Origin of the sequence: Paenibacillus andongensis, assembly GCF_025369935.1 — a bacterium.
GTDB lineage: Bacteria > Bacillota > Bacilli > Paenibacillales > NBRC-103111 > Paenibacillus_E > Paenibacillus_E andongensis.
Genome location: NZ_CP104467.1, coordinates 2,952,860 through 2,978,019 on the forward strand (window position 1 = coordinate 2,952,860; position 25,160 = coordinate 2,978,019).

A 25,160-nucleotide genomic window follows, 5' to 3' on the forward strand; every position below is an offset into this window, starting at 1 on the left:
GTTATAGACCTGGAGGGGAATCTGCCTTGAAGAAACGTATTCATGAGGACTTCCGCCAATAGGGGGAGGTCCTTTTTGATAACTTTTTCATTAGGAGGATATGAGTTATAATAGAGATATAGTTGAACAAAGAAGGGGTACCTTACAATGGCAGTCTTCAATGCAATGGAAACGATAGTGATGAATTTATTTGATGAGTTTCAAAAAAACTATGAAATGAAATGCGATTGCACTACTTGCAGAGAAGACGTGCTTGCTTTGGTTTTAAATAAAATCCCTCCGCGATATACTTCCAGTGAAAAAGGACAGTTATTTGTGAAAGGTTTATATATCAATCCACAGCTGCAGTCCGATGTTATGCGAGAATTAATGGAAGCGGCTAATATTGTGGAACATCATCAGCATCACCGAGAAGAATCCTAACCATAAGAACTGCAATTAAAAAGACTGGTCTCTTCATCACGAAGTGGCTAGTCTTTTTTTCATCATTTATCACATCGACCATCTATGGCCGCCGGTTAATTTCATAAATATGCTTGAACTGATTAAATTTATCTACGGCTTGCGCCCTTGATTTCACGCCTAATTTCTCATAAATTTTGCGTATATAATTATCTACGGTTCGTTTACTCATATGCACTTCCTCGGCCATTTGCTCATTGGTTAAGCCTTGGACAATCATGGTCATCATGTGCACTTCATCGTCATCCAATGAATCCGTCTGATGCAAATTACCGCTGTCCACTTTCATTTTGTGAAAAACAGGAACAGGGATTACCGTGAAATTCTCTATCAAAAGAGTAGCTAAGCTTTTAATAAGCGTACCGCTAGATTCCTTAGATATTACAGCACTAACCTTAAGTCCGATCAAATAATTGTAAAGATGTGATAATTCGATGCCCGAAAAAATAACAAGGTGGATGCCGGGATATTTCCCTTTTATGATTTTGGCAATCTCATCGCCGTATTGATCCGGAAGATTATAATCCAAAAAAACAATATCCGGTACATGCAAATCTACGAGTTCCAAGCACTGTTTGCCAGTACCAGCTATCCCTATTATCTGTATACCCTCGATTTGCTGCAGCGTATTCGATGTCGCTTCCGCCATTAAGGGGTGATCATCTACGATCAGAATCTTCGATTTCTTAATCATATGATACTTCCTTCCTGATTTGGTAGGGGGATCCGAATGTTGAGTTCAACGTCGCTGGTTATCGTCATTCCTTGATTTTACCAAATTTCACAAAAAGATTGCAAATTAGATTTTATTTATCTATTTTTGCGTCTTTTTTCGTTAACGCAAATAAATTTGCGTGTTTCTGGAAAAAAATGTGGATTTGCGAAAGAAAATATTGCGCTGTTATCGTTAGCGTTTCTATATATGATAAGTATAGGTGATTTTCCAAAATTAAGAAAATAAGGAGGGGATTCATAATGAAAACGGAGCAATTTGATAGCATGTTCGATTCTGTGTTAACGGATGTTGTGAAGCAAACGTACTGCAACGTAACCTTGCCCTCCGCTGAACAGATTCAGCTTTCGATGAAGAAAATGATGGATTTCATTGAAGCCAATGATCGTTGGAATTCATCGAATGAAGGATAGGGATAACTAGCATTCAATAAGCGATATTTCGCTTGTATATACAACAGACAACAGTCTATTTTCTCTGAAGAGGAAATAGGCTGTTTTTTTAATCGGCCATGTCCGTTATACTGATTGTAAACGTTATCATGGAATGAGGGGGATCGATGAAGACTCGGTTATTAGCTATTGGCATGACTGTAACTCTGATGCTTACCGCTTGTCAACCCCAGACAGTAACGGTCGTGCCTAAACAGCAGCTTCAGGAGCAGACGCTTTCGTGGATACATCACTTTGATGAGGAGGGGGCACGGAAATGGCTGGAGGCGGGGACACAGCTATTTACGAAACAGCATCCATCTTATGCATTTACGCTGACGGGCGTAGATGGTGGCAATTATATGAGCTTGCTTCGCACGCGTGTGATTTCTAATAACATGCCTGATATCTATATGCTGGATAATATGGAGTCCGCTCAGGATCTGATACACAAAGGATATGCGATGGACTTAACGGGTCAACCCTTTTTATCGCAAATCGACGAAAGGTTTCTGAATGGTGTGAAGACATCCGATGGGAAAATATGGGCGCTTCCGATTGACGTGAATGGGGCGGGAGTCATTTATAATAAAGTGGCTTTCGCCCAAGCAGGCATTCAAAGTCCGCCAACAACATGGCCGCAGTTCTTAGCTGCATGCGAGGCGCTGCAGGAGGCAGGCATTATTCCTATTGCAGTAGGCTACAAGGATAGTTGGACCCTGACTTGGGACATTGCAGCGGATCTTCTGGCTAATCAGTATGCCGCCGGCCGTAACTGGATGGCGGATATAGAAGCTGGTCGAACGTCGTTCGCTGAGGATCAAATTCACTTCAAAGACATCTTGAAACGATATGGAGAACGCTTGAATTATGTGAACAACAAGCCGTTCGAAACCGATTGGAACCAAGCCCAAGAGCTCCTTGCTGAGGGGAAAGCCGGGATGATTATTAATGGCACGTGGACGGTTGACGGTGTTAAATCCAAGAATCCTGCGAGCAATCTAGGATTGTTCGCTTTCCCTTATTCGAATAATCCACAAGATGCTAAGTTTGGACTAAAATCAACAGGAGGGATTGTGATCAATCCCCAATCACCTCATAAGGAAGCGGCGCTTCAAACACTAGAACTGTTTGCTTCGAAGGAAATGGGAACGATTTTTCAGACGAAAAAGAAGGCATTGTCTGTGATTAAAGGCTTGCCGAATGACTTTGATCCCACTTATGTGGAACTGGATGAAACGTATATCCAAACAGGCAAAACGTATGATTGGTCGCGTTTGCCGACAGATTTTATGAATCAGGATCTGCAAAAAGTGTTTGTAAATGCCCTCACGAAATTCGTTATTGATCGCAACCACAATGTGGATATCTGTATTCAAGAATTAGATCAAGCATTCGATCGGATTCGCAAACCATCCAAATGACAGCAAGGAGATCTGCGTATGACAGCCACCCCGTGGAACTTAAATCGGGTAAAGGACTTTCGCATCCGAACGAAAATATTTCTATCTAATATGATTCTTATATTGTTCATTTCATCGGCGATTGGCGGAGTTGCCATCTACGCCTCTACGAAATTCATTGAATCGAATACGAGAGACCTCTCGATGCAGGTCATTCATCAAGTTTCCGACAATATTGAAATTAGGGCGAAGGAAGCATTCACTTCCTCCGTTTACGTCCTTAGTGACAGTAATATTCGGCAAATTGCTGCTGAACAAGGTGAACAAGTTACAGCTGACAACTATCCGGCTTTCCGCAGCCGCATGGAGTTCTTGCTCGCTCAGTACGGGAATGGAAATCCTTATATGAATGCCATTATGATTCAAACAAATAAGGGACAGGTGTACTGGTGGGAAAATAAAAAAGGCTTGGGTCATACACTAAATCAGGAAGATGTCACCATGATGACAAGCAAATCTTCTGATTATTTGAAAAGTCATGAACTAAGCATGAGCTGGTCGCCTTCTCTGAGAAAGCATAAAGAAGTGTTCCTGATCAGAGATTTCGTTGATTTGAGTCAAGTAGATCGTAGTCTTGGCACGATTGTTATCAGTATCGACTCGGATTATTTCTTATCCCTTGGGAGCAATAGCTCGATCATTAAGCAAAACAATGTTGCGATTCTCAACCCTTCGAACGAACTGTTAGCGGGTGGCGGAACGCCTGGTATGGACAATCTCATCTCAAGAAGCTTAAGTTATTCGTTTAACGAGAATGATACCTCCATGGCCATTGTCGATAATGCTGAGGGAGGCAGTCATTTATTCGTCCAAGAACGAACATCAACGCTGGGCTGGCGGGTGCTTTGTTTTATTCCGATGTCTGATCTTTTGTCCAGTACACGCGTATTAGTTCTTGTGATTGCTCTCGTTTCACTGCTTGCCGTACTGATATCTACCGGCATTGCCGTATTACTTTCGAATTCTACGACGCGAAATATCAAAATTTTGGAGCAAACGATGCGCCGAGTTGAAGATGGCAATTTCGATGTTCGTATTATTCCTCTTGGGCGAGATGAGATTGGGAGTTTGTCTATACGGTTCAATTTTATGCTGTCACGGATTAACGATTTAATAAACACGGTGTATAAAGAGCAAATTGCCAAACAACAGGCCGAATTTACCGTCCTTATGAGTCAGATTAATCCACATTTCCTCTATAACACGCTAGGTACGGTGAAATGGTACGCCCGCATGAACCATCAAGCCGAGATTGAGCGAATGGTCACTTCTGTTATTGAATTATTGAAATCTTCGGTTCGGCGTGTTGGGGAATTTCACAGCTTGGAGCAAGAGATTAACCAATTGAAAAACTATATTTATATTCAAAAAATTGGTTATGGCGATGCCTTTCGCATGGACTATGAAGTGGATGAACGCTTGCTGGAAAGCGAGGTTCCGTATTTCATTCTTCAGCCGCTGGTCGAAAATGCAATTCTTCATGGCATCGAAATGTCCAAGGGGAGTGGACGTATTGCCCTTTATGCCCGCATAGAAGAGAAGCAGCTCATACTCATTGTCGAAGATAATGGAATAGGTATGGAAGCTGAACAAGCGCTTAATCTATTGAACACAGCAGCACGTAAAGAATCGGTTCCAGGAGTGACGAGTATCGGTATTCATAATGTGAATGAACGCATTCAGCTGTATTATGGGGAGAAATATGGGCTTAGCTACGAAAGTGCACCCGGATTAGGTACGAAAGCTATTGTTCGGATTCCGCATAGAACGCACCGTCAAAGGGGGAATGAGCATGTTGAACGCCATGATCGTTGAAGATAATGCGATATATCGGTATGCGATTAAAACGATCATTCGTTGGGAAGATTATGGTTTCCAAATTGTATGTGAAGCACTTAATGGTGTGCATGCACTTGATCTTCTGCAGCAACAACAGGTTGATCTTATTGTAACGGACATTTCGATGCCCGAAATGAACGGCATTGATCTGATCCAGCAGGTCAAGCAAAAGGATGAATCCATTAAAATTGTGGCACTCAGCTCCTTCGATGATTTTCGGTTCGTGAAGGAAGCCCTGAAACTCGGGGCAGAGGATTATTTGTTAAAACATGACCTCGAACCTAACGCGTTACAGCAGCTATTACAACAAATGAACGGCAAGATTATGGAAGATCATAAGCGAAGAAAACAAGCGAGTATTCGTGATGCCAGCTTTCAAGAGGTTCGCTTCCTATTGGGGCGGAAGCTTCTCTTAGGCGAGTTGAAGCGAGCAGAGGACATCGAAGAACAAGCGAACGCTGTACATTTTCCAATTCATGGAGGTCCTACAGCAGTTGTAGTGATTGATGCAAACTATAAAGTCCTTGCGGATGATTCTAAAGAAGATCAGTCAGCGGACTCCAGCATGATTATACCGATTTCGGAGCAGAGAACGGCAGTCATTATCTATTTTCCGAATGAGAAGAGTGAACACAAATGTTTGGAGGAAACACGCAGACAAGCATCGCAGCTATACACCCGAATGAAAAAAGTAAGCTCAGTAACAATGGGAATTAGCTCGATCGGCTATGGATTGAAGGATTGGGCCGTGCTTTATAAGCAAGCTGAAACAGCCTTAGATCAATATGTGTATGAAGGAACGGGTCAACTCTATGCCTATACATCCCTTCAGATCAATGATAAGGCTGAAACCCTGGCAGGCATCACGATTCAGCCTCTGGTTGCAGCGATGAAAAGCGGTCTATTCACTGCTATTGAGACGCAAACTGAGCTTTTGTTTCAAAGCCTTATGCTAAGAAAGCCGCCAATATCAGATCTGCGTAACCTGCTGACAGAGTTAATCATGCAGCTGAAAACGTTGGCTATGGAGATGAATAAGTTCACAGATCCGTTTGAGCAGGAGTACAAACAAGTAAGCCAAGCGATAGAAGTCCTTCAGCCTCTGCAGCAAGTGAAGCCGTTATTTCTAAATTTGAATAAGCAAATCGCTGGGAATAAGGCTGAGCACACGTTGATGCGCAAGGAAATCCAGGGAGCAATCGCCTATATGGAAGAGCACTACGCTGAAGACATCACGGTGGCAAGGCTGGCAGAAGTTCTCCATTTGAGTGCGAATTACCTGTCCAATCTATTTAAAAGCGAGACGGGGATGAGGATCGTCGAATATATGAATCGATACCGGATTCAGAAAGCGAAGCAGCTGCTTCAAGACCCTGCATGGAAAGTATACGAAGTCGCTGAAAAAACAGGGTTTCAAGAAACATCCTACTTTTGCAAGGTATTTAAAGAGTTGGAAGGGAAAACGGTCAAGGAATTTAGGCGCAATGGCTAATTATTCAAGATGAATAATCGTAAATTCTGTGAATTATATAAAAAATCAGTGTTATATAGAATGCAAGCGGCTGCGAATTTGGATAAAATTCGCAGCTTTTTTTGTTTTACGTGAGGCTGTATCTTCGTAGTTTTGTTATATAACTTGATGTTTCTTTCAATGTAAGCGCTTTTAAAACAACTTATACTAACTTCATAAAGAACAGCAAGCTAAATATCCCTAGCGGATGAAACGGGTTTCATAAATAAATGAGAGCAGATCGAGGGGGTTAGCCATTGTATTTATCAAAAAGTGAAGAAGCAGTGATTCAGTTATCGTCAGATGCACTGCGGATAAATGGAAAATCAGAAATTATACTTTGTGCTTCCTTATTTTATTTTCGATTACCACGCGGGTTATGGAAAGAGAGACTAAATAAAGTTAAAGCTTTTGGATATAACGCGATTGATGTGTACTTTCCTTGGAATCATCATGAGACCGTGGAAGGAACTTGGGATTTTACTGGAGAGAAGGATGCCGCACAGTTTCTACAGGATGCCGCAGATGCAGGACTGTGGGTGATTGCACGACCAGGGCCGTATATTTGCTCCGAATGGGATGGGGGAGCACTTCCTGCTTATCTTTTCGTGAAAGAAGATCTTCGCATAAGAGATAACGATCCTGCCTTCTTGCGGCATGTGTCCAGGTGGTACGAACAGATTCTACCCATACTGAGGAAATATGAAACGGGTCGGGGTGGCACCATCATTGCTGTCCAATTAGACAATGAGTTTGATTTCTACCCTTGTTCGGATCCCAAAGGGTATATCTCGGCGTTAAGGGATTTAGCTTTGCAGCATGGGATATCTGTCCCGCTCATTGCTTGCGCCGGACAAGGCGGTTTGTATGAGGCTTCTGGTTTTGCTGAAGACGTGGTGCCTACATGCAACTTCTATCCAAATGACCAAGACCCTGCTTTCGAAGAAAAGGTGCTCTTCTACAGAGAGGAGTTGGCTCATCGCGGGCTGCCCTTACTCGTCACGGAGACGAATCGCTCGCACTTCTTGCTTCGCAGATTGTTATCGGCAGGTGCGAAGCTGCTCGGTCCCTACTTGCAGGCTTCAGGGACGAATTTTGGCTTCACCAATGCGGCTAACAATTGGGGAAATCCACTTTCATTTCTTACCTCGGACTATGATTTCGGTGGAATGATATCACCGGAAGGACACATTCGAGAAGAAGCTTATGAAGGGAAAATGCTGCATCGTGTGATTCACACGTATGGCTCTTCCTTGGCTGAGGCGAAGCCTGAGCTCACGAGTAATGCTTCATCCCCTTATCGGTTAGCTTTAAAGCAAGGCGGTGAGCTGCTCTTCTTATGTAATGTAAACGAACAAGATGAAGACGCTTACTTTCATTTAGCAGAAGAGATCGTCCCCCGTTACACCACACTTGTGGCTAAAGCAAGCCGATGTCCGATTCTTCCCTTGCAGGTGCCTTTGCAGACATGGGGGATCGCTGAGGGGACGCTCGCCTACGCAACTGCAGAATTGCTGCTGGTTAAGCAGCTTGAGCAGCGCACGCTGTTCGTGTTTCATACGGAGGGTGAAGGCGAAATTCGTCTCATCTTTAACACGGAGGTGCAGACGGAGGCTGGCACAATGAAGGTACACGATGCCGAAGCAGAAGATCAGGTAACGGTATCCTTTCAATCGGGCGAGCAAGAGAGATCAGCACGGATTCGCTTACTAAGCGGTCACGTTATCGAATTAATCGGAATGAGTCGTTCACGTGCTTTGCTGTTAGAAAATATGGATGATGATGGCGTGCTGCATGTTGGTGACTTCGTAGAACGAGATACGGAAAGCCGCGAAGTTGAACTCAGCTGGTCACAAAGCATAGTGAATCCCTTGGATACCCTTGCGGATGAAAGCTTATCGATCGGTGATACTGCCGATTATCTGGAGAAGCATGGTGTTTATCGAGGTTTCGCTTGGTACACCTCGCAATTATCACTACCGCTGGAGAGCAGCTGTTTAGGCCTTCTCGTTCAGCAGGCAAGTGATGTCGTTTCCGTCTATACCGGTGAAACGTACCTAGGTACAGCAGCACCGGGTGGAGGAAGTCACTTCCTTCCGATTCCATCTGGCTCGCGCGTAGAGTCAAATCTGGTTGCTCGTGTCGAGATTTGGGGACATACCAATTTCCACGATACGAATTTGCCAGGCCTTCACTTAAATGCTCTGAAAGGGCTAACGGGCATAGTTGGCGTAACGTCGGTTAGAGAAATAAACCAAAACTGGCGATTCAAGCTTATGCAATATGGTGAAGACAAGGACAATTACGCAGCTTCCGATTATGACGATCGACAATGGCCGATTGTGAGTGTTGGAGGGTGGCTCTCTGCTGAACAGCCCGCCCATCAATGCTACCGCAAACAAGTAAAGCTGTCGAAAGAAGCGGATACGTGGATTCTCCACACGCCGGGTAATTTCTCGTACGCCTATGCTTACGTGAACGGGCACGCACTCGGACAATTGAATCCGCTCAATCCTTATCTTAATCTCACGCCCTACGTAAAGGCAGGAGACACGGCAACGTTTACGCTATTTCTGGATAAAACATATGGTTCCCTAAGCGGCAGTATTCATCTCTACGAAGGAACCGCAGCTAAACAGTGGACATTATCCTCTTGTCAAGAGAATGGCTTACTGCAGCATGCCAAAGCATCAAGCGAAGGGGCTCTCCCCGTAGAAGGAGCTGTCTCCTTGATGCCGGGTACCCTGTCATGGCTGTACGGTGACCTTCGTGATGATAACCAAGGATTAGGCTGGAGGGTTTATGTCAAAGGCAGCAACATGAAGTTGACCGTGTTCTTCAACGGGCACCTCGTTGGCCGTCTGTGGACGCAAGGCGGTACCAACAGACCGATATTCCGTGGCGGCAGCGATGAATCCTTTAATTTACCGGGGCCATGGTTTCAGGGTGGCGAATTGAGCAATGAAATAGCCATCTTATTAGAGGCGGTATCGGCCACTGAAGATGCCTTGTTAGAGCCTCTTCGCTTCATACCCGTAGCCGCAGTTTAATTTGGAAGGAGAGTACGTATGAAAGCTGCCATCTCAGCAAGCTCATTAGAAGGGGCGCCTATTGCTGTCAAAAAGCGATCAACCCCACTTCGCAGATTTTGGACGTATCGAACATTAGTCCTTATGTGTGTTCCTGCGATTTTATTTTTCTTAGTCATGTCTTACCTTCCAATGCCAGGGCTTTATCTCGCATTCATTAATTATAACTATACGGCGGGGATCTTCGGCAGTGAGTTCGTTGGGTTTGACAACTTCAAATTTCTAGTGACCTCCGGGGCACTTTGGAAATTAACGTTTAATACGATTGCTTACAATTTAGCTTTTATTTTATTTGGAAATATCTTACAGATTGGAATTGCTATTTTGCTGAACGAGCTTCGTAAAAAGTGGTTTAAGAAGCTTTCACAATCCCTGATGTTCCTGCCCTTTTTCATCTCCTTCGTGCTTGTTGGCCTTATTGCTTATAACATTCTCAGTTATGACTTTGGACTGCTCAATGGGATTTTCAAATCGATCGGTTGGGAGCCGGTTAAGACGTACTCGAATCCAACGATCTGGCCATTTATCATCGTTATTACGTTTCTTTGGCAGTCGACAGGGTACGGCTCCATCGTCTATTTCGCTGCGATAATGGGATTGGACTCGGAGATCGTAGAAGCCGCAGAAATTGATGGGGCGAATGCCCTGCAGCGAATTCGCTATATCGTGCTTCCATGGCTAAAGCCGACGTTCATTATTTTGCTGCTTTTTTCATTAGGCGGTATTCTCCGAGGGAACTTTGGATTGTTCTATAACTTGGTCGGAGCCAACAATACAGCCCTTTTTGACGCGACAGATATTATTGAAACGTTCGTCTTCCGCTCTTTGATGAACAACTTTAACTTTTCTCTAGGAAGCGCTGTCAGTCTCTATCAGTCCGTGTTTGGCTTCTTTATTGTCATCACAGCCAATTGGCTGGTTAAGAAAGTTTCGCCTGAAAATACGCTGTTCTAAATCAACAGGCAAGTGTTCGCCACTTTAAATCGGTTAGGAGGGACATCCAGTGGAGCAAGTCATCGCACGTCAAAGAGGAACTGATTTCTCCTCCGTGGCCATTCGGGCATTCGGCTACTTCTTTATTGGTCTTTTCGCTCTGTTTTGTTTACTGCCCTTTCTTCTTGTCCTTGGGACGTCGTTCACAGCAGAGAAATCGATCACGTTGCACGGCTACAATTTGTGGCCCAAAGAGTTCAGTACTTTTGCCTATAAAATTGTGTTTGAGAATCCGGGAGTCATTCTCGGCTCTTATGGGGTCACGCTTGGTATTACGATAGTTGGAACTACCATTGGGCTGTTTATCGTAGCCATGACGGGTTATTCCTTGCAGCGTCCTGATTTTCCATATCGGAATCGGATATCCTTCTTCATTTACTTTACAACATTGTTTCAGGGTGGAGTTGTCCCCTTTTACTTAATCATGACGCAGTGGATGCATCTGAAGGATAACTATTTGGCTGTCCTGCTGCCCGGACTGATGAGCCCTTTTCTCATTATTATGATGAAAAGCTTCGTAACCTCCATTCCTCATGCGATTACGGAATCAGCCAAAATGGATGGGGCGGGTGATTTCAAGATTTTCACCAAACTTATCTTGCCAATGACAACACCGGCGCTGGCCACCATTGGATTGTTTATTGCTTTGGGGTATTGGAACGAATGGTACAATGCGATGTTGTTCCTATCACCTGATTTAAAATATAGGCCGCTGCAATTGTTTCTGTATAACGTCGTCACAAGTGCCGATTTTATCAAAAACTCATCGGTCTCCTCCAATGTACAGCCAAGGGATATGCCGCTGGAGTCCATGAAAATGGCTACCGCTGTCGTCGCAACAGGACCGGTCATTCTCTTTTATCCGATGGTGCAGAAATATTTCATCCAGGGTATTACCGTTGGTGCTGTAAAAGGCTGACGCAAAAACATATACCAAAACAATTATGGGGAGGCAAATCCGTATGTTCAAGAGAAAAAAGAAAGCGCTTAGTGTAGCTCTGGCAGCGACGCTAGCTGTAAGCTTGACGGCGTGCTCTACACCTAGCAGTACAGGAACTAGCTCAACGGATAAAGGGACAGCAACTGCAGCAGCAACAGGGACAGCGGCACCTGCCGGCAAAATTGACACTTCGGAGTTCCAAACGATTTCGTACGTGATGTTGGGGGATAAACCGAAGAATGGTCAATTTGAAAAGGTGATGGAGAAGGTCAACGCTATTTTGAAACAAAAAGCAAATGCGAAACTGGAAATTAAATGGGTGGAATGGGCCGATTGGCAAACCAAATATAATCTATTGCTAGCTTCAGGAGAACCTGTTGACTTAATCACGGTTGCAACAGATTGGTTGGATACGTGGCAGAATGCCCAAAAAGGTGCTTTCCAGCCTCTGGATAAGCTGCTTCCTGTGTATGCGCCGTTAACTTGGAAGGAAGTACCGCCAGAAAACTGGGCGGAGACGAAGTACAAGAATCAAATCATGCTCATTCCTGAGGATCATTATACGCAGTGGGTTAATCACGGCTTCTTGTATCGTGGTGATTGGGCCAAAGAGTTTGGGATCACGGCGCCGATTACAGATTGGAAGTCGATGGAGACTTATCTCCAAGGTGTTAAGGATAAGAAGCCAGGCGTCGTTCCTTGGGATGCAAATGGTACAGCTGCTGGTAATATTGGCGGGTACATCAATTCCTACACAGATGCGATTGAACTTCCGATCAGCACAGGTCTCTTCGGACTAATCTACGGTAAATCCTATGATGAGAAGTATAAAGCCTACAGCCCCGTTCTCGATGATACCTTCGTGAATTTTGCCAAACTCATGAAGGATTGGGGCGACAAAGGCTTCTGGCGGGATGATGTGCTGAACTATAAGGGCGATAACCGCTCTGAGCTTGAGGCTGGTAAGTCAAGCATTGATCAGCATCACACGCAAACCTTCCTTGGTGAGCGTATCAAAATGGATAAGCTGCAGCCGGGCTCAGATCTTCAGTTCTTCCCATTCTCGGCTACACGCAACAATCTCGTATCCATGTCGATCACACACGGCGGTACTTCCATTGGTGCGAAAAGCAAGCACCCAGAGCGTGCCCTGATGGTTTATGAGCTAATTCGCCAAGATCCGGAAGTATACCATTTGATGAACTATGGTTTGGAAGGCGTACAGTACGTCATCAAAGATGGCAAACGTTACCGTCCAGATGGCTATGATGTACAAAGAGACGAATTCTATTCCAACTTCTGGGGGGGACGCATCGATAAGAATGAAATCCCAGATGGTAATGATTGGTCAGGCAAAGGCGCGCTTTATGCGTCCTATGACAAAATCAAAAAGCCATTTCCATATGGCCGATTCGTTTTCGATAAAGCACCTGTGTCAAATGAGTTGACAGCGGTTACCCAAGTTGTTGGACAAATGGGACCTGCGATCCTTTATGGCAAAGCGGGAGACCCGGTTAAAGCGGTTGATGATTTCCGCGCGAAGCTGAAAACAGCAGGTTTTGATAAGCTGATGGCTGAGGTCCAAAAACAATTGGATGCCTTCAAAACCACGGTAGAAAGCAGCAAATAAGGATAAAGCTATCGAAGGTCTGTCTCTGAACAGGCCTTCGATCTTTACATTTTGACGTAACGGAGAGTGTATACTTGGAATCAATAACCGTCTATGATATTGCCCGAGAAGCGAACGTCTCCGTCGCGACAGTTTCCCGTGTTCTCAATGATACCGCACCCGTTCGAACCTCGACTAGGCAGAAAATTATGGCGATTATTGAAAAGCATAAGTTTCAGCCCAATGCGTTGGCACGCAGTCTAGTGAATAAGAAAACGGGCATGATTGGCGTATTATTCCCAGATAGCAGTAACATGTTTTTCCCTGAGGTGTTCGGAGGGGCAGAGAGAGCTGCGCAGAAGCTTGGGTTTACACTCTTTCTATGTAATACATTCAGCAATTTCAGCAGAGAATCCGAATATCTGAATTTACTTTGCGAAAGGCAGGTGGAAGGACTTATCTTCATGGGGGGACGCATTAATTCGCGTCATTGTCCCGAACAGCTCGTCCAGGAAGTCGTGGATATTCAGAAGAAAATTCCAATTGTCTTGATCAATGGCAGCCTTCCGGGTCATCCCTGTCATCGGGTGAAAACGGACGAATATCTCGGCACCCAGCTCATTATGCAGCACCTCATTGACCGCGGGCATCGAAGCATCGGCTTCTTGGGAGGAAGCGCTGATACGACAACAACAATGGAAAAGCTTCAAGCCTACAAAAGTACTTTAGGAGCGAATGATCTTTCTTTTCGCAAACAAATCGTACGCTTGGGAGATTTTTCTATGGAATGCGGACACAAGCTGATGGATCAGTTCCTTACCCTGCCGAATTGTCCAACGGCCTTTCTGTGTATTAACGATTACGTGGCCATTGGTGCTATGAAAGCTGTTATTTCACGCGGGCTGCGGATTCCCGAAGACATCGCGATTGCAGGATTTGATGACACGCAATTGTCCTATGCGATGAATCCCGAGCTCACAACCGTTTCACAGCACAGTGAACAGCTCGGCAGCCTTGCGATAGCCATTTTATCGAGACTTATTCAGAAGGAAAAGGTAAAGAAACTGACGGTTCTGGAACCTAAGCTCATGGTTAGGCAAAGTACATAATGAGGAAGTTGGGGACGGAATTTATGTATTATTAATAAAAGCAAGCATGATCACATCCAGAAATGTTCGCGTCACTTCATGCATTACATATTGATGCATCAGTCCTTCTTGCTTAAAACCCAGCTTCTCCAAAACCTTCAAAGAGGCTTTATTCTCAGGGAATACTTCCGCTTGAATGCGATGTGCTCCAATATGTTCCCGACTAAAGGCAAGAACTGCTTCCAGAGCTTCAGACATGATGCCCTTATTCCAATAATGTCGGTTTAATTCGAAGCCTACGTTGAGAGGAAGAAGGGGCTTTTTTTCAAATGTATCTCGAATCGGCATGAACATGACAGTGCCAATTAAGGTGGGATCGGACTTCATGGATATCCCCCAAGGGAATAACCTTTTATCTTGAAAATATTGATTCCATGAGTGAATTAGGTCTCTGGAATCTTGTACTGATACAGGACCATGCCAGTCTAGATATTGGGTGACCTTAGAGTCGGAATAGAAGAGGTAAAGATCCTCCGCATCCTCCGTGTTCATTTGACGCAAACATAAACGGTCTGTTGTTAGTAGGGGGAAGGAGTCGAATAAACCGGCCGTTGTCAATCATGTCACCTGACTTTTCTTCAAATTGTGTAACCTTATCTAGTAACCTATCACAGCAATCTGAAGATTTCCTTAAAACAAAATAAGTTCTTTTTAGAAGAAGGAATTCCCAATTTCATGTCGAAAATAATCGAATCATGTTGAATGAAGAGAGGGAATTTGATGTTTCGTTTCGTAATGTGGATGAGAAAACGATTGGTCGTGCGCATCATTGCGGCCGTGATGATAGTCATTTTGGCATTATCCGCAGGCAATATTTTCATTGAAATCAGAAATGCCAAGAAAGCAGGGATGGAGGCAATATCCAGCTATGGCATTCGATTAGCGGAGAGCTACGTCCAAGGCATCGATGCAAAAAAATGGGAACAATTCTTAAAAGATCCTAAGGAGAACGAGTTGTATTGGAATATCAGGCAGGAACTAGACCAATACCGTACGCAAATAGGAGCGCTATATGTGTATCTTGTTCGAATTGATGAGAAAAATCAGCCTCTCCTTATGATCGACGGACAACCAAAAGGAGAAAGTTCGGCTTCACCAATCAATGAAGTAACAGATATTCCAGAAGAAGCTGTTCAGGCATTGCTTAAAGGGAATTCGGCGAGTTCACCCTTGATCGTAAACCCGCAATACGGTAAATATGTCTCGACTTATGCACCTTTGAAAAGCGCTGATGGTAAAACCATCGGAGTCCTAGGTATCGATACGGAAGCGGGCGTCATCGAACGTATTTCCAACAGCTTGATCATAGGGAACATCTCTGTCTATCTGCTGATGCTCTTCCTCACCTTACTTGGACTTGGCGCGGTTATGCTGCTTATTTCCCGTTCACTGCGTCCGTTACAACGGATTGTTGCAGGTGCGGAAAGCATTGCAAAGGGAGACCTTCTCCTTGCACAGCAGCAATTAGCTGCAAATCCAGTTCATTCGATAGATGAAATTGGTGCCGTGTATCAGGCGATGAACAAGATGTCAGGCAACATCAATGACATTTTAAAAACGATTGTATCGAATGTATCGCACACCTCGGATCAATTTGTAGCGACGACGGAAAAGTTCAACACGGAAGCTCATCATTTGCTGGAAATGAATACAAAAGTAAACGTATCGATACAAATGCTCGCTGAAGGAGCTACTACGCAACAGTCAAGCACCAATGAGAGTGCACATTCGATGGAGGAGATGGCCACGGCCATCCAACGTATTTCGGAAGCTTCTTTAACAGCATCTGACGCATCGATGAATGCGCTGGAGAGTGCGGAATCCGGACAAACGATCGTAAAGAATATGAACGGTCAATTCATCACCATTACTTCCGCAACAGAAGAAGCGCTTAATCGAGCTGCCTTGCTGCGCGGCCACTCACAGGAAATTGGGGTAGCCTTATCGGCTATTTCGGATATCGCAGAACAAACGAAACTGCTTGCGCTTAATGCCTCTATTGAGGCAGCGCGAGCGGGTGAGCACGGTGCAGGCTTCGCTGTAGTAGCGGGTGAAGTGCGCAAACTTGCGGACAATGCGACAGGATCAGCTCATTTAATTGCTGGATTGCTGCAAAATATTCAGAAGGAATCACAGCTTATGGGTGAGGCCATGGAATCGGGGATGAAGGAGATCCGGACCGGGGCTGACCTCACGATGAAAGCGGAAGCGTTCTTTAGCCATATCGTGGAACAGTTCCGTTATGTGTCGGAGCAAATTCATGATATCTCATCAGCAACAGAGCAGATGACAGCAGGAGCTGAAGAGGTGACAGCATCTGTTATAGACATAGCGAATATTGCCAAGGCTTCATCAGACGGAACGCTGGATATTCACAGGCTCACACAGGATCAACTTAAGATTGCTCAAGAAATAGCGGATTCAGCAACGGCATTGAGCGGATTAACGGATGAAATGCGATTGTCGATTCAACGAATTAATGTATAAAAATGGATATAAATTCGACTTGTTTCAATGAGTAGACGAATCCTATACAATATAACCGACAGGGCTTGCCTGGAGGTAGATTGTATAGGGTTTTTTCAGTTATTGATAAGTAGGGGGCAGACCATGCAGTTTCTACAAAAATATACAACCATGCCTTGGTTTCGTAATCAACGCATTCGTTATAAAATCATCATGATTTATTTTCCGCTCATCTTCGTGCCTTTATTTGTATTAGGTTTTGTCTCGAATCAAGTATATACGAATGCGATTGTCAAAAAGACGGTAAAAAATGTTTCGGATAACTCGTCCCTCATTATTACGCGCATCACGGGCATGTTAACGAATGTAGAAAGCTGCGCCAATATGCTGACGATCAATCTCAACAAATTGATCGTGGAAGACCCGCAATCCCAGGGGGCATCGGAAACGAGCCTACAGATGTACACGCAGATTACGAATCAGTTGAGCTTTGCCATGCTTGTATTTCCCGATGTCCAATCGGCTGCGTATATAGATACGAATGGTCGGGTATTTGGATCTAATCTCCTAATGGAACGGAATCAGGAGTTGACCGCGAGCAGTGAAATGCTGAAACAGATTGACGCCACCAGTGGCAATAATATTTGGTTTCCCATGCAGCAGCGTAATTACTTGACCCCTGATTCGCAAGAAATTGTCATGACGCTGGGTAAGCGGATTGTGAATATTTATACAGGGCAAAAGCTCGGTATGCTCGTACTGAATATCAAAGAAAGCTCCTTATCTGCGATTTATCAGAAAATCGGCTCCATCCAGGATGGCAGCTATTTTATCGTGAATGAGGGAGGCGTCGTTATTTCATCGCAGCATTCGGAGGATTTGCTTCATGAAGTAACAGATCCAACACTGAAAAACTGGATTACTTCTAATAGGGATACGTCGGATCTAACCTCTTTTCAACATCAGAAAACGCTAGTAGTAAGCTCCGATGTTCCTAGCTTTGGGTGGAAACTTATCTCGATGGCTCCACTGGAATCTTTAACCGCGGATACGCGTAAAATCACTGTCCTTATTGTGCTTATTGGGTTGATCTGTTTATTTTTTGCTTTGCTTGGAGCGGGTATGCTTTCGCAGTTAATCGCCAAACCGATTATGGGGCTAACCAAACATATGAAGAAGGTCAAAGAAGGCAGTTTGGACATCGAATTCCAGGTAAATTCAGAGGATGAGATTGGTTTATTGGCCTCAGGCTTTAATGCGATGATAAGGCGAGTTCAAGAGCTGCTGACGAACATTAATTTTGAGCAAAAAAAGAAGCGTGAATACGAGCTGGCGCTTATTCAGGCGCAAATTAAGCCGCACTTTCTGTATAACACCTTGGATGTTATTTATACCTTGTCAGAAATGGGACGAGCAAGGGATGTTCAGCGAACAACCAAAGCGTTGGCCGATTTCTATCGCGCAGCTCTGAGTAAAGGTAGAGAGACGATCACGATTGAGGAAGAAGTTCGCAACGTGAAGGATTATTTATCCATTCAGCGTATCCGATATTCCGATGTATTTACCTTTGAATTTGATATCCGGGGCGAGGTACTCGGCGGTCTTATACCGAAATTAACCATTCAACCGCTTGTTGAAAATGCGATCTACCATGGACTTAAAACAAAGGGCAGCATGGGTCTTCTTAGAGTAACAGGTGAAATTGTGGAGGGGAAAATCAAGATTGTTGTTAGCGATGACGGGGTTGGGATGATGCCGGAACGGCTTGAGGCTCTTGTGAAGAGGCCGGAATCTCCGGAGCAAGCTGTCGGCTATGGGTTAAGGAACGTGAATGATCGTATACAGCTTTATTTTGGCGATGAGTATGGCCTACAGATTGAAAGTCAACCGGGGCAGGGCACAGAAGTAACACTATGGCTCCCTTTTCAAAGTGAGGAAGGTTAAGATATGCAGAAAATATTAATTGTTGATGATGAATCCATTTTCCGCGAATACTTGCGTACGGCATTAGATTGGGAAGCTTATGGGTTTGAAATATGTGCGGAAGCCAAAAATGGGGTCGAGGCGTTGGAGCAAGTCGACTTGCATCGTCCAGATATTGCCCTTGTGGATATTACCATGCCGTTTATGGATGGACTTACGCTGACCGAGCACTTGAAGCAGCAATATCCAGCTACAAGCGTGGTGCTGATTACGGGCCATAACGAATTTGATTACGCTCGAAAGGCACTTAAGCTTGGTGTTGAAGATTACATTCTGAAGCCATTTTCGAAGGATGAATTGGTGCTGACGCTACTTAAGCTTCAGAAGGAGCATCAGCGGGCTCAGGAAGAGAAGTCCACGTTGAAGGAAAATCAGCTGTTGATGAAGGAGAGTTTTCTTAATTATTTGTTAAGCAGTGATTACAACCATTCCGATGAGGAAACAAGTTCAAGACTTCAGCAATTTGGGGAATCCTTCGACTCCCTCCGTTTTGTGGTGGCTTGTATAGAAATTGATAACATGGATCTCAAATGGAACAAAGTGAGTGAACGATTGCTTTGGAAATATGCGGTGACGAACATTCTGAACGAGGCGCTGGAGGAAACGGAGAATCATTTGATATTTAATGGGCCAGAGGGGCGCATTATTTGTTTGGTGGAGCACCAAGGGAATGGTGAGCATGAAACTCCTGCGTTAGGCGGTTATGAAAAATTGTGTTTCCTGATCAAGAAATATTTGAAATTTACGATTACGGTCGGTGTTGGTCGTAGTCAATCCGGTTATCGGGGGATCCGTACTTCCTATTTGGAGGCGCTTGAAGCGTTGCAAAATAAGTTTGTGCTGGGGAATGATCGTGTTATTGCCTACGGGTCAGGAGCCTTGGAGTCAGGGACGCAAGCCTTTTATCCCACAGAAGTGAATGAAGAGCTGCTCGTTCAATTACGTATGCAAAACGGGGATAAGGTAGATGCTAAGTTGGAAGAAATTTTCCAATCGATTCGTGATCAGCGGCTATCTTTAGATTACACCTATGTCATTAGCATGGGACTTATTTCTGTTTGTTTGTCTTATGTAACGGAAACGGGGCACCCGATTGAAGACTGCTTCGGAGAAGCCTTTTTTCCCTATAGTGAAATCAAACGGTTGGAATCTATTGATGCTACATCCCTATGGATCAAGGAATTGTTCAATCAAGCGATCCTTTATACGGGTAAACACCGAAAGACCCGATCGTCGAAAATTGCCCAATCCGCCAAAGAATATATCGAGCTGTATTATGGAGATCCCGAACTGCAATTGGATCAAATTGCGCAGCAGGTGTTTATCAATCCCAGCTATCTGCGGGCTGTTTTCAAGAAGGAAATCGGCATGACGGTGACCGATTATGTCACGCATGTTCGTATGCATAAAGCGAAGGATTTACTGGGTAAAGGAAACATACGCCTTGCGGATATTGCTGAACAAATCGGCTTTAACGATCCTAGTTACTTTAGTAAAAGTTTCAAGAAATTTTTTGGTTATTCCCCTAGTGAGTATGAAAATAACCGCTTATAATGAAATTTCCTAAATGTGCGGATTTTACAAGAACCCCTCGATTATTCCATTATCATAAGGGGTTTTTCCTTTTATACTCAGGTTGTAAAGAAGAGAAAAGCATATGATGCCTGGGAGGTCCAACAAATGAAAAAAATGGCAGTCACTCTCGTAAGCTTGCTCGCGGCTACTAGCCTTGCAGCTTGCGGAACTACAAACACAACCAAAGATGCAGGTGCAACAAGCGCGCCAACGGCTGCAGCAACAGCAGCACCCGTGAAGTCGGATGCAAAGCCGGTCAAACTTAGAATTTATGCCCAGTACGCCGATGAAGATACGAAAACACCTTATGACTATGCGGTTGCGGAATTGAAGAAGGAAATGCCGAATGTTGAGCTGGAACTTGATATTCAAGCGCAAGATGATGGCCAAAAGCTGAAGACTTATGCAGCAACAGGCAATCTACCTGACATTTTCCAAGCAGGACTAGACATTATTGATACGTTTAAAAAATCCAATAATATTTTAGTTCTGGATGAATACGTGACGAAATTTGGCTTCAAAGACAAAATGCAGCCAAGCGCAATGAACACGCTCGTTACAGATGATGGACATACTTATGCTTTCCCTTATGCTGGTAACGAAGTAGCTCTTCTTTACTACAACAAAGATTTGTTCCAACAAAATGGTGTGAAAGTGCCGACTACTTATGATGAAATGATGACGGCTGTTAAAGCGTTCAATGCGAAAGGCATTACGCCACTATCCATTTTTGCGAAAGAAAAATGGCCCTGCGTAGCCCTTTATGACATGTTCGTTTCACGCGCTGAACCCGCTGGTGTGACGAAGCTTGATAAAGGTCTTGCCAAAGCAGATGATACAGCTTACAAAACAGCTGCTGAGAAACTTATCGAGCTGGTTAAAGCAGGCATGCTGCCAAAAGGCGCTACGAACTTGAACTACGATCAAGCAGCAGCGCTCTATCATGAAGGCAAAGCAGCGATGTTCATTAACGGTCAGTGGGAAATCGAAGCGGCGACGAAAGCGCTTGGTGACAAGGCTGGCTACATGTACCTTCCAGCTGCAGATGCAGCCGCTTATGAAAAAGGCAAAACAGCATTCAGCGGCAGCGGCGGTCCTGGTGGATATGCGGTATCTGCCAACACCAAGGATAAAGAGCTTGCAGCGAAAGTGGCATCCTTCCTCTCCTTGAAATATGCGGAGTACAAATTCACGAACCGCAGTAATCCAATTGTAGCAACAAAAGTAGATAAACCGATTGTGAAGCCATTCCCACCGATGATGGATCAGCTTTCCAAAGATATTCCGAAAATCACAAGCACAACAGCGTTCTCTTGGGGATTGTCCAATCCGAAGTTCAAAGCAGCGCTTGAAGATGCTACGCAAAACCTGATGACTGGTAATTATACAGCGGATCAATTCGTGAAAGATTTGAATAAAGCGGCAGTAACAGCGAAATAAACGAAGTTTCTATGGAAAAGGAGACTCACACTGGATCGCTCTGAGCCGGTGTGAGTTTTCTACTAAAAAAGGGAAGTGATGACATGCGCAAATTCATGGGAAATAAGGCAGCTATTATGCTTTTCACACTGCCGGCACTCCTTTTGTATACAGTTATTGTGTTTTATCCGATTTTGCAAACTTTCTATCGCAGTACATTCGAGTGGGATGGGTTAAGCGAAGGCACTTTTATTTTTCTGGATAACTACATTCGTTTGTTTCAAGACAGTATTTTCTACACTTCGCTTTACAATGGTTTCGTTTTTGCCGGTATTTTGGCTATCGTGCAAATCGGGATCGGCACCGTGCTTGCTTTTGCCGTCGCAGAAGGGTTCAGAGGAAGCAAGTTTCTAAGAATTAGCTACTTCATTCCTGTGGTTCTTTCTATTACGGTGGTATGTCAGCTGTGGTTAGCTATGTATAACAGTGAGTACGGCTTGATTAATAAAATATTTGAAGCTCTCGGGATCTCGTATCGTCAGGATTGGCTGACGAACAACAAAACAGCGATTTTCGCCATTGCCTTCGTGAATGCTTGGCAGTACATGGGTTACCAATTCGCGTTGCTGCTGGCGGCAGTAAAGTCCGTTCCGGAGCAATATCTAGAGGCTGCGCGTATTGATGGAGCATCGAAGTTCAAAGCACACATGGCGATTACGATACCAATGCTGGCTGAAACATATAAGTTTTGTTTGGTTCTGGCGATTACAGGCGGGTTGAATGCTTTCGCCAATATGTTCATTATGACGGGCGGGGGCCCAGGGAATTCCACGTACACATTGACCTATCTCATGTACCGCTCGGCGTTCCGCGTTGGTGAATTCGGCTATGGAAGCGCCGCGGCTGCTTTCTTGGTCATCGAATGCTTAATTGTGACTTTGGCTATAAACCGACTGATCGCCAGAGAACGGATTACATTTTAAGGGGGATGACAGATGAACGGAATACTCAAATTGCGTAAAAAGAATCCGCTCCTGGGCATCTTCTTATGGGTATATGCGGGGTTGTCGGTGTATCCACTGCTGTGGATGGTCTTTTATTCGCTTAAAAATAACAATGAAATCTTCGTATCGAATCCATTCGGTTTTCCGACACATCTACGTTTCGAGAACTATGTGGATGCTTGGTCAAGGTTTAATGTTCCCGTCTACTTCAGCAACAGCTTGCTTGTAGCAGCGGCGACCGTTGTAGGCACGATTGTACTTTCTGTTACGTTCTCCTATGCCGTTGCCAGAATGCAGTGGCGCTGGAAGGAAGCCGCTCGCATTTATGTCGTGATCGGGATGTTCATCCCTGTGCAAGTTATTATGATTCCACTAGCGATACTTGTACGGGAATTCCATTTGGCGAACACGTATTGGGCGCTGATCGTGCCTTATATTGCCTTCAATATTTCATTCTCCAGCATGGTTTTCTACGGCTTTTTCCGCAGTATTCCGGTTGAGCTGGAAGAATCCGCTTGTATGGATGGGGCCAGTATTTACCGGACCTTCTATACGATCATATTGCCGATTATTAAACCAGCAATTGCAACGATGGTGATCTTCATCTTCTTGTCGGCATGGAATGAATTTACGATGGCATTAATTTTGATTACCAAAGAATCCTTGAAAACATTGCCGCTCGGACTGCTCTTCTTCCAAGGTCAGTTCACCACCAACTGGGGGGCGATGGGCGCGGCGATGACGATTGCGAGCTTGCCAACTGTGCTTGTGTATGTACTTTTTAGTGAGCAAGTGGAGAAAGCGTTAACCGTAGGTTCTGCTGTGAAAGGGTAGGACTGCTGCGTATTGCAGAGTTGTTAAGTTGATCTTTAAAAGGTAAAAATGAATGGGGCTGTCCCAAAAGTAGGTAATGAATCTACTTGAGGACAGCCCTTTAACGTTTTTGACCTTTTGGGACACTCGAAATGGTATTCAGCACGAAACTTCCATTGGAATTTTCCAATGGAATCGACTCTAAGGCTTCGAAATTCGTAATTTTATTGGAATAAATCCAATGGAATTGACTTCCACGCAGACAAATTCCGACTTTCACTGGATTAACTCCAATGGAAGTCGTATTGAGGCATCTAAATTCGCGATGAGGGAGCTGAAATATTCCAAATATGACTTTTGGGACAGCCCACTACATATAGAAACGGCTCAATCGCGAAAAACACGACCGCCAAAATCATATCACTGACTCCCTTTGCTAACCCAAAACGTAACATTGTCGCCCTGCAAGCCTTTCGTACCTGACTTTGGATCTTGTTTAATGACGGTTCCCTTTGGCTTATCATTTGCTTCAATCAAAAAATTGTAATGCAGACCTGCAGCCAAAGCTTGCGCCTCGGCATCAGCTTGAGATAGACCAACCAAGTTCGGTATTGCGACTTCCTCGGTTTGTTTGTTGGAATCTCCGAGTGGCTTCGTGGTAGAGGGGGCTGGTGTATTTGTAGGCGCAACAGGTGTGGAGGTTGGTATAGGTACCACAACTACGGTCTTTGTTTTGGAAGATGGCCAAAGTGCCCAAACCGTGACCAAGACGACGACCAAAATAGCAATTGCTCCTATCCCTGCCTTACTTAAAGCGCTCATTGATTGATGTCGCTTTTTAGCTGCGGGTGCAACTTCCTCTACCTCATCCTCAACATCAACCTCATCCACCCCGTGGTTTTGAATGTTACTCGGGTTTTGGTAATGAATTTGTTTGTGGCTAGGCCCCACGTCCTGTTTTTGACCGGAAGATGGTAAACTCCGCAATCCAAAAATCAACGAAGAAAGTGATGCGTGACCTTGGCAGACGAGCTTAATCAGCTTAATTAAAGCTAATTTCTGCTCATATGTCGCAGATGGAATAGGCGCGCGCTCCAGATGTGTATGCATCACATCAAAAGCGCCGGTAATCGTCTCAGCGCCGGTAAAGAGCTGAATCATCAACCGACAAAGCCCGATGGCACCTTGTGCCTGCGGATCGCATTTGTCCCAATAGTTAATGACGGAAAGTTTGCCGTGATCATCTAACCATAAGTTTTCAGCGCCTACTGAAAATCCTGTTATACGTTCCTCCATCGCGTCAAGCAAGGAAACCCCTAGATCAGCAATCATGGCTATGATGGTGTGGAAAGACATATTTTTCTTATTAACATGGTTGGAGAATAGTGAGCCTGGCTTGGCTTGCAGAATGATCGTAACCGAATCTTCTTCTACAGATGTATCCAGGATATGTTGAAATCCGTCATGTATGAAAGCTGCTTTATGATGAAGGGTTCGAATGTAATCTTCACCGATCTGTCCAGGTTGAAGCTCTATTTGATAAAGGAGAACCTTTCGAGTTAGAAATAAATCATCGCCGTAACGCAGAGTGCCATGAGGTAATGCGACGATCTGTGTATCTGGCACATATCGTGTACCCATCTTTTTATGCATGGAATATCCATCCTCTCTCTTGATGGCATC

General features: G+C 44.5%; 19 protein-coding genes. 16 read left to right on the top strand and 3 right to left on the bottom strand.

The features are described from left to right. Positions 1–147: 147 nt before the first annotated feature. Positions 148–423: a late competence development ComFB family protein gene (locus NYR53_RS12900; RefSeq protein WP_261305543.1), complete on the top strand. Its 276-nt coding sequence runs from the start codon at positions 148–150 to the stop codon at positions 421–423. Positions 424–505: 82 nt separating this feature from the next. On the opposite strand, the gene NYR53_RS12905 is transcribed toward NYR53_RS12900, so the two are convergent. Further along, the gene (locus NYR53_RS12905) at positions 506–1,156 is read right to left on the bottom strand and encodes a response regulator transcription factor (RefSeq protein WP_261305544.1); all 651 of its coding nucleotides are present in this window, start codon (positions 1,154–1,156) and stop codon (positions 506–508) included. 281 nt (positions 1,157–1,437) lie between these two features. On the opposite strand from NYR53_RS12905, the gene NYR53_RS12910 reads away from it, so the two are divergent. From NYR53_RS12910 to NYR53_RS12950, 9 genes are all read left to right on the top strand, one after another. Next, on the top strand, positions 1,438–1,608 hold the full coding sequence (locus NYR53_RS12910) for a hypothetical protein (protein ID WP_261305545.1): 171 nt from the start codon (positions 1,438–1,440) through the stop codon (positions 1,606–1,608). 146 nt (positions 1,609–1,754) lie between these two features. Further along, a complete protein-coding gene (locus tag NYR53_RS12915; protein WP_261305546.1) occupies positions 1,755–3,050 on the top strand; it encodes an ABC transporter substrate-binding protein in 1,296 nt (431 codons plus the stop codon). 18 nt (positions 3,051–3,068) lie between these two features. Beyond that, positions 3,069–4,904 (top strand): sensor histidine kinase, encoded by a 1,836-nt coding sequence (locus NYR53_RS12920; RefSeq protein WP_261305547.1) that lies wholly within the window; start codon positions 3,069–3,071, stop codon positions 4,902–4,904. Continuing rightward, positions 4,882–6,420 (top strand): response regulator, encoded by a 1,539-nt coding sequence (locus NYR53_RS12925; RefSeq protein ID WP_261305548.1) that lies wholly within the window; start codon positions 4,882–4,884, stop codon positions 6,418–6,420. Before NYR53_RS12920 ends, NYR53_RS12925 begins: the two co-directional genes overlap by 23 nt. Positions 6,421–6,695: 275 nt before the next feature. Beyond that, on the top strand, positions 6,696–9,488 hold the full coding sequence (locus tag NYR53_RS12930) for a beta-galactosidase (protein ID WP_261305549.1): 2,793 nt from the start codon (positions 6,696–6,698) through the stop codon (positions 9,486–9,488). 123 nt (positions 9,489–9,611) lie between these two features. Further along, positions 9,612–10,481, top strand: a complete 870-nt coding sequence (locus NYR53_RS12935) for an ABC transporter permease (protein WP_261306352.1) — start codon at positions 9,612–9,614, stop codon at positions 10,479–10,481. 61 nt (positions 10,482–10,542) lie between these two features. After that, positions 10,543–11,439 carry a carbohydrate ABC transporter permease gene (locus tag NYR53_RS12940; protein WP_437180180.1) on the top strand — a complete coding sequence of 299 codons (897 nt, stop codon included), beginning with the start codon at positions 10,543–10,545 and terminating at the stop codon, positions 11,437–11,439. Positions 11,440–11,482: 43 nt separating this feature from the next. After that, positions 11,483–13,090, top strand: coding sequence for an ABC transporter substrate-binding protein (locus tag NYR53_RS12945; protein WP_261305551.1), 1,608 nt, complete (start codon positions 11,483–11,485; stop codon positions 13,088–13,090). Between the two features lie 74 nt (positions 13,091–13,164). After that, entirely contained in the window at positions 13,165–14,178 is a 1,014-nt protein-coding gene (locus NYR53_RS12950) for a LacI family DNA-binding transcriptional regulator (RefSeq protein ID WP_261305552.1), read from the top strand. A 21-nt stretch (positions 14,179–14,199) separates the two neighbouring features. Here NYR53_RS12950 and NYR53_RS12955 read toward each other — a convergent pair whose 3' ends face one another. Continuing rightward, positions 14,200–14,775: a GNAT family N-acetyltransferase gene (locus NYR53_RS12955; RefSeq protein WP_367618644.1), complete on the bottom strand. Its 576-nt coding sequence runs from the start codon at positions 14,773–14,775 to the stop codon at positions 14,200–14,202. A gap of 183 nt (positions 14,776–14,958) precedes the next feature. Here NYR53_RS12955 and NYR53_RS12960 point away from each other — a divergent pair, with 183 nt between their 5' ends. From NYR53_RS12960 to NYR53_RS12985, 6 genes are all read left to right on the top strand, one after another. Further along, positions 14,959–16,704: a methyl-accepting chemotaxis protein gene (locus tag NYR53_RS12960; RefSeq protein ID WP_261305553.1), complete on the top strand. Its 1,746-nt coding sequence runs from the start codon at positions 14,959–14,961 to the stop codon at positions 16,702–16,704. Between the two features lie 123 nt (positions 16,705–16,827). Continuing rightward, positions 16,828–18,627 carry a sensor histidine kinase gene (locus tag NYR53_RS12965; RefSeq protein WP_261305554.1) on the top strand — a complete coding sequence of 600 codons (1,800 nt, stop codon included), beginning with the start codon at positions 16,828–16,830 and terminating at the stop codon, positions 18,625–18,627. A gap of 3 nt (positions 18,628–18,630) precedes the next feature. Continuing rightward, positions 18,631–20,220, top strand: a complete 1,590-nt coding sequence (locus NYR53_RS12970) for a response regulator (RefSeq protein ID WP_261305555.1) — start codon at positions 18,631–18,633, stop codon at positions 20,218–20,220. Between the two features lie 126 nt (positions 20,221–20,346). Next, positions 20,347–21,681 (top strand): ABC transporter substrate-binding protein, encoded by a 1,335-nt coding sequence (locus NYR53_RS12975; protein ID WP_261305556.1) that lies wholly within the window; start codon positions 20,347–20,349, stop codon positions 21,679–21,681. An 83-nt stretch (positions 21,682–21,764) separates the two neighbouring features. Next, complete coding sequence (locus NYR53_RS12980) at positions 21,765–22,643, top strand: carbohydrate ABC transporter permease (RefSeq protein WP_261305557.1); 879 nt, start codon at positions 21,765–21,767, stop codon at positions 22,641–22,643. 12 nt (positions 22,644–22,655) lie between these two features. Beyond that, positions 22,656–23,498 (top strand): carbohydrate ABC transporter permease, encoded by an 843-nt coding sequence (locus NYR53_RS12985; protein ID WP_261305558.1) that lies wholly within the window; start codon positions 22,656–22,658, stop codon positions 23,496–23,498. Between the two features lie 399 nt (positions 23,499–23,897). On the opposite strand, the gene NYR53_RS12990 is transcribed toward NYR53_RS12985, so the two are convergent. Then, positions 23,898–25,130 carry a PASTA domain-containing protein gene (locus tag NYR53_RS12990; RefSeq protein ID WP_261305559.1) on the bottom strand — a complete coding sequence of 411 codons (1,233 nt, stop codon included), beginning with the start codon at positions 25,128–25,130 and terminating at the stop codon, positions 23,898–23,900. Positions 25,131–25,160: the final 30 nt, after the last annotated feature.